The organism is Rathayibacter sp. AY1B7 (assembly GCF_002932735.1).
Lineage (GTDB): Bacteria > Actinomycetota > Actinomycetes > Actinomycetales > Microbacteriaceae > Rathayibacter.
Genome location: NZ_PSWK01000057.1, coordinates 1 through 5,014, shown reverse-complemented (window position 1 = coordinate 5,014; position 5,014 = coordinate 1). Strand labels below are relative to the sequence as shown.

Genomic DNA, 5,014 nt, shown 5'->3' with positions numbered 1-5,014 from the left:
GCGTCCCGCCCCCTCGGATGCGCCTCCAGCTGCAGCTGCGCGACCGGACCTGTCGGTTCCCCGGCTGCACCCGCTCGTCCTCGACGGCCGAGGCCGACCCCACCGCCCCCGGCTCCGCCGGACGCTCCGCTCCCGCCGTCTCAGGCCGTGAGTCCGCCGAACAGCAGTGACACCGTCATCGCGATGATGACCGAGTCGAAGGCGGACGCGATGACGACGTTCGTGCGCACCAGGCGCCAGCCCTCTCTCGAGCGGATCTCGGCCGAGACCGTGGCCGCCGTCGTGGACAGCAGGAGCGCGAGGGTCGCGTCGTCACTGAAGTGCGGCGCCTCCTCGAAGGCGAAGCGCACCTGCGACCGCCGGGGCGACCGCGACTCGAGGCGCAGGCAGGCCTGTGCGACCGAGAGGACCATCAGCACCCACGAGCTCGCGACGGCGAGCAGGGCGGCGGCGATGGAGAGGGGCTCGCTGCGGGACTCCGTCCTCTGCGCGATCGCCACCGTGACCACGATCGCCGGCACCGCCGCCGGCAGCGTCGTGCCGGTCGCCCCGGTCGCTCCCGCCATCCGCGAGAGGAGGCGCCGCTCGCCGCGCGCCTCCTCCTCGGCGGTGCTCCGCAGCGCCTGCTCGTCGAGGCGCGAGGAGGAGGCGGCGCTCCGCAGCGCCTGCTCGTCGAGGCGCGAGTACGAGGCGGCGCTCCAGCCCACGGAGAGGGCGGTGGAGAGCGGCCGGCCGAGCAGGTACACCGGAACGAGGGTCGCCGTCGTATCGACGGCCCCGTCGCCCGGAGCGGGTGTCCCCCTCGCCAGGACGAGCAGCACCACCACGATCGTGACCAGGAGGCTCACGCTCACCCGGAACAGATCGGAGCGGGATCGTCTGCGCGCGGTCATCGCCGCCCTCCCCGGCAGGGGCCCGGAGCGCGCCCCGAACAAAATCCACGCCGTTCCGTCCTGCCGCGTCCCGTGCGTTACCAGGCCATTCGTTGCAACCAACAACAAATCCCCTGAGCACCCGGCAGAATGGACCCATGACCTCACGGAGCAACTGGGCGGGCACCTACGAGTACCGCGCCGCCGCCATCATCGAGCCGGAGTCCGTCGAGGAGGTGCAGCGCCTCGTCCGCGAGAACGAGCGCGTCCGCGCCCTCGGCAGCCGCCACTCCTTCAACTCCCTGCCCGACACCCCCGGCGCACTGCTGCACCTGGGGCGCCTCGCCTCCGACCCCGTGATCGACGCCGAGGCGAGCACCGTCACCGTCGGCGGCGCCACCCGCTACGGCGTCGTCGCCGCGCACCTGCACAGCAACGGCTACGCCCTGCACAACATGGGCTCGCTCCCGCACATCTCGGTCGCCGGCGCCATCGCGACCGGCACCCACGGTTCGGGCGACCGCAACGCGAACCTCTCCTCCGCCGTCTCTGCCCTCGAGCTCGTCACCGCCGACGGCTCGCTGCGCACGATCCGCCGCGGGGAGCCGGGCTTCGAGGGCGTCGTCGTCGGCCTCGGCGCCTTCGGCATCGTCACCCGCGTGACCCTCGACATCCAGCCGACCTTCGACGTCCGCCAGGACGCGTTCGTCGACCTGCCCTGGGAGCGCGTGCTCGACGACTTCGACGCGATCACCTCCTCCGCCTACAGCGTCAGCCTCATGACCCACTGGTCCTCGCCGACGGTGGAGCAACTGTGGCTGAAGACCAAGGTGGCGGCGGGATCCGTCGCCGACGTCGACGCGACGCACCTGGGCGCGGTCGCCGCCTCCGCGAGCCTCTTCGCCGTCTCGGAGGGTGTCGACTCCAACCTGAACCCGTTCGGCGGCTCCGTCGGACCGTGGTCCGAGCGCCTGCCGCACTTCCGCCTCGACCGCGAGCCGAGCGCGGGCGACGAGATCCAGAGCGAGTACATGGTGCCGCGCGCGAACGTCCGCGAGGCGATCGTGGCGCTGCGCGCGATCGGCGAGCGGATCGACGACGTCCTGCTCATCACGGAGCTGCGGACCATGGCGGGCGACGACCAGTGGCTCTCCCCCGCCGGAGGCCGCGACAGCGTCGGCGTGCACTTCACCTTCAAGAAGGACCGCGCCGGCGTCGACGCCGTGCTCCCCGCCGTCGAGGGCGCGCTGCTGCCGCTCGGCGCCCGGCCGCACTGGGGCAAGCACTTCCTCGCCGGAGCCGACGAGATCGCGCCGCTCTACCCGCACCTCGAGGAGTGGCGCACCCTCCGCTCCGAGTGGGACCCCTCGGGCCGCTTCGCGAGCGACTTCCTCCGCGACCGCCTGCTCGGCTGAGCGGCACCCGCCCCGCGGAACCAGGCAGGTTCCGCGGGACGGGGCTCACAGGACGCAGCACAGGACGGGGTTCACAGGACGCAGCTCACAGGACGCAGCACAGGACGGGGCTCACAGGACGCAGCTCGCGGGACGCGGCCCACAGGACGCAGCTCGCGGGACGCGGCTCTCGGAACGCCGCTCAGAACAGACGGGCCGCGTCGGCGGGCTCGACGAGGTCGCGCACCAGCGCCGGGATCCGCTTCCGGAACGGGAAGAACCCCCGCGACGCCGACGGCCACGCCGCACCGTCCCAGCGGCGGCGCACGGTGACGAGCGCGACCCCCTCGTCGGCGAGAGCCGAGCGGAGCGCCTCCACCCGCTCGCCGACGGGCCCGACCGGCGCGTACGGAACGACCACGGTGTCGATCCGCTCGGACACCGCCCAGTCGACGACCGTCGCGGCACGCGCGTCCGCCAGCACCCTCGCCGGCCGACCGCTGGAGTCGGAGGTGCGCTCGGCGGCGTCGGCGAGCGCCGCGGCGGTGAAGGCGGCGACCGCGTCGGAGACTCCGGACGGCGAGCGCCCGCCCGCGTCCCCGGCGACGGCGCACGCGACGAGGCGCTCGGCCAGACCCGGCTGCTCGGCGAGCAGGCTCTCCGCCTCGAGGTCGTCCTCGTGCAGCAGGAGGCCGGGGCGGGCGCCGACGGTCCCCACGACGTCGTCCTGCTCGAGCGGTGCCCGCGGCGGGAAGGGCTCCTCCGTCAGCGCGGGGGCTGTGGTGGCGAGGCCGCTCGGCGAGAAGCGCCCCTCCGTGTAGCGGGCGATGTTGGACGCGGAGGCGAGGTAGGTCTTGCCCGGAGTCTGCAGGCCGGCGACCCATCGCCACGACAGGGTGTTGGACGCGGCGTCGCCGTCGAGCAGGTGCCGGTAGAAGAAGTCGGCGCCGAGCTGCCAGGGCAGTCCGAGGGTGAAGATCCAGATGCTCGCGAACCACATGCGGGTGTGGTTGTGGAGGTACCCGGTCTCGACGAGCTCGCTCACCCACGCGTCCATCGCGTCGATGCCGCTGTGTCCGCCGATCGCGTCGAGGTACCCGGGCGGAGGATCGCCCGCGGAGGAGTCCGCCACCTCGCGGCGGTAGCGGCGCCAGACGTCCGGGTTCTGCTCGAGCCAGCCCTTCCAGTAGGTGCGCCAGAACACCTCCTGGACGAACTTCTCCGCGGCGGTCAGCCGGTGGCGCGCGAGGACCGCGGCGACGACCTGCCGCTCGGTGACGAGGCGGTGGCGGAGGTAGGGCGAGAGCCCGGAGACGTTGTCCCGGGACGGTCCGAGGTCGTGGTTGCGGTCGCGGGCGTAGGCGGAGCCCGCGCGGGCGACGAAGTCGTCGAGCGCCTCGAGACCGGCGGCTCTGGTCGGGATGAACATCGCCCCATCATCGGCGTCGGCCCGGTGAGAACACCGGCGGCGGCCTCCCGAGTGCGCTCCGGGGACGGAGGTGCCCGCCGAGCGCTCGTCAACGGGGTGACCGGCGCCTCCGACCCGACGTAGCGTCGGAGGACGAGAGGGAGGCCGCCATGCCCCGCGAGGAACAGATCCCGTCCACCATCGAGCGCTCCGACGAGCACGCGCAGAAGCTCTGGTCGGCCGCGCACGACTCGGCCGTCGACAGCTACGGCGACGGCGAGCGCGCCCACCGCACAGCCTTCGCCGCGCTGAAGCACGAGTACGAGAAGGTCGGCGACCACTGGGAGCGCAAGGCCGAGAGCGGCCCCTCCGACTCCCGCGCCGAGGGCCACGGCCGCTCCCCCGGGGGCGAGACGGCGGGCGGAGTGGACGCGAACGCGACCAAGGCGCACCTGATGGACCTCGCCAAGCGCCTGGACGTCTCCGGCCGCTCGCGCATGACGAAGGCCGAGCTCGTCGAGGCCCTGCAGAAGGAGAGCACTCGACGGACGCGCGACGCGCGGTGAGGGCAGGGGGCGGGCCGGGAACACCCGCCCCGCCGAGCCCCGGCCCCGCTCAGTCCAGCGCGTCCCGGACGGCCGCCATGCCCAGCTCCAGCTCGGCGAAGGTGGTCGACAGCGGCGAGAGGCCGATCCGGATGCCGTCGGGTCGGCGGAAGTCCGGCACGATCCCCTCCGCCTGCAGCCGCGGGACCAGGCCGGCGAACGACTCGTGCGCGATCGTCACGTGCGAGCCGCGCCGGGCGGGATCGAGCGGAGTCGCCACCCGCACCCCGCGAGGCACCAGCCACGCGTCGGCCAGCTCCAGCGCGTACGCCGTCATCGCCTCCGATTTCGCGCGCACCGCGGGCATGCCCACTGAGGCGATCAGCGCGATCATGTCCTGCATCGCGAGCATCCCCGTGATCGGCGGGGTGCCGCTGAGGTAGCGCCGCATCCCCTCGGCCGGACGGTAGCCGGGTCCCATCTCGAACATGTCGGCGACGCCCATCCAGCCCTGCACCGGCTGCGCGAGCGAGCCCTGGTGCCGGGACGCGACGTACGCCCACGCGGGCGCCCCCGGGCCTCCGTTGAGGTACTTGTAGGAGCAGCCGACCGCGAGGTCCGCGCCCCACGCGTCGAGCTCGAGCGGCACCGAGCCGACGGAGTGGGAGGCGTCCCAGAGCACGAGCGCGCCGACTTCGTGCGCCTGGGCGGTGATCGCCGCGGCGTCGGCGAGGAACCCCGAGCGGTACGCGACGTGGCTGAGCAGCACCAGCGCCGTCCGCTCGCCGAGCACCG

At 73.7% G+C, this 5,014-nt stretch carries 5 protein-coding genes; 2 read left to right on the top strand and 3 right to left on the bottom strand.

Features of this window, described 5'->3' with window-relative positions; all coding sequences use genetic code 11:
• Positions 1–140 precede the first annotated feature (140 nt).
• The gene (locus C5C95_RS16880) at positions 141–893 is read right to left on the bottom strand and encodes a DUF1345 domain-containing protein (RefSeq protein WP_104324902.1); all 753 of its coding nucleotides are present in this window, start codon (positions 891–893) and stop codon (positions 141–143) included.
• Between the two features lie 137 nt (positions 894–1,030).
• Here C5C95_RS16880 and C5C95_RS16875 point away from each other — a divergent pair, with 137 nt between their 5' ends.
• Positions 1,031–2,287 (top strand): FAD-binding protein, encoded by a 1,257-nt coding sequence (locus C5C95_RS16875; protein ID WP_104234610.1) that lies wholly within the window; start codon positions 1,031–1,033, stop codon positions 2,285–2,287.
• A gap of 181 nt (positions 2,288–2,468) precedes the next feature.
• Here the strand turns inward: C5C95_RS16875 and C5C95_RS16870 are convergent, their stop codons facing one another.
• Entirely contained in the window at positions 2,469–3,695 is a 1,227-nt protein-coding gene (locus C5C95_RS16870) for an FAD-binding domain-containing protein (protein ID WP_104324901.1), read from the bottom strand.
• A 149-nt stretch (positions 3,696–3,844) separates the two neighbouring features.
• On the opposite strand from C5C95_RS16870, the gene C5C95_RS16865 reads away from it, so the two are divergent.
• Entirely contained in the window at positions 3,845–4,240 is a 396-nt protein-coding gene (locus tag C5C95_RS16865; protein ID WP_104225169.1) for a ChaB family protein, read from the top strand.
• 49 nt (positions 4,241–4,289) lie between these two features.
• On the opposite strand, the gene C5C95_RS16860 is transcribed toward C5C95_RS16865, so the two are convergent.
• The coding region (locus tag C5C95_RS16860; RefSeq protein ID WP_146087115.1) for an aminotransferase class V-fold PLP-dependent enzyme at positions 4,290–5,014 on the bottom strand (725 nt) is incomplete at its 5' end.

Excerpts from the sequence above, each read along its gene's own strand:
- C5C95_RS16880 (WP_104324902.1), bottom strand. The coding sequence starts at position 893 with ATGACCGCGCGCAGACGATCCCGCTCCGATCTGTTCCGGGTGAGCGTG.
- C5C95_RS16875 (WP_104234610.1), top strand. The coding sequence starts at position 1,031 with ATGACCTCACGGAGCAACTGGGCGGGCACCTACGAGTACCGCGCCGCC.
- C5C95_RS16870 (WP_104324901.1), bottom strand. The coding sequence starts at position 3,695 with ATGTTCATCCCGACCAGAGCCGCCGGTCTCGAGGCGCTCGACGACTTC.
- C5C95_RS16865 (WP_104225169.1), top strand. The coding sequence starts at position 3,845 with ATGCCCCGCGAGGAACAGATCCCGTCCACCATCGAGCGCTCCGACGAG.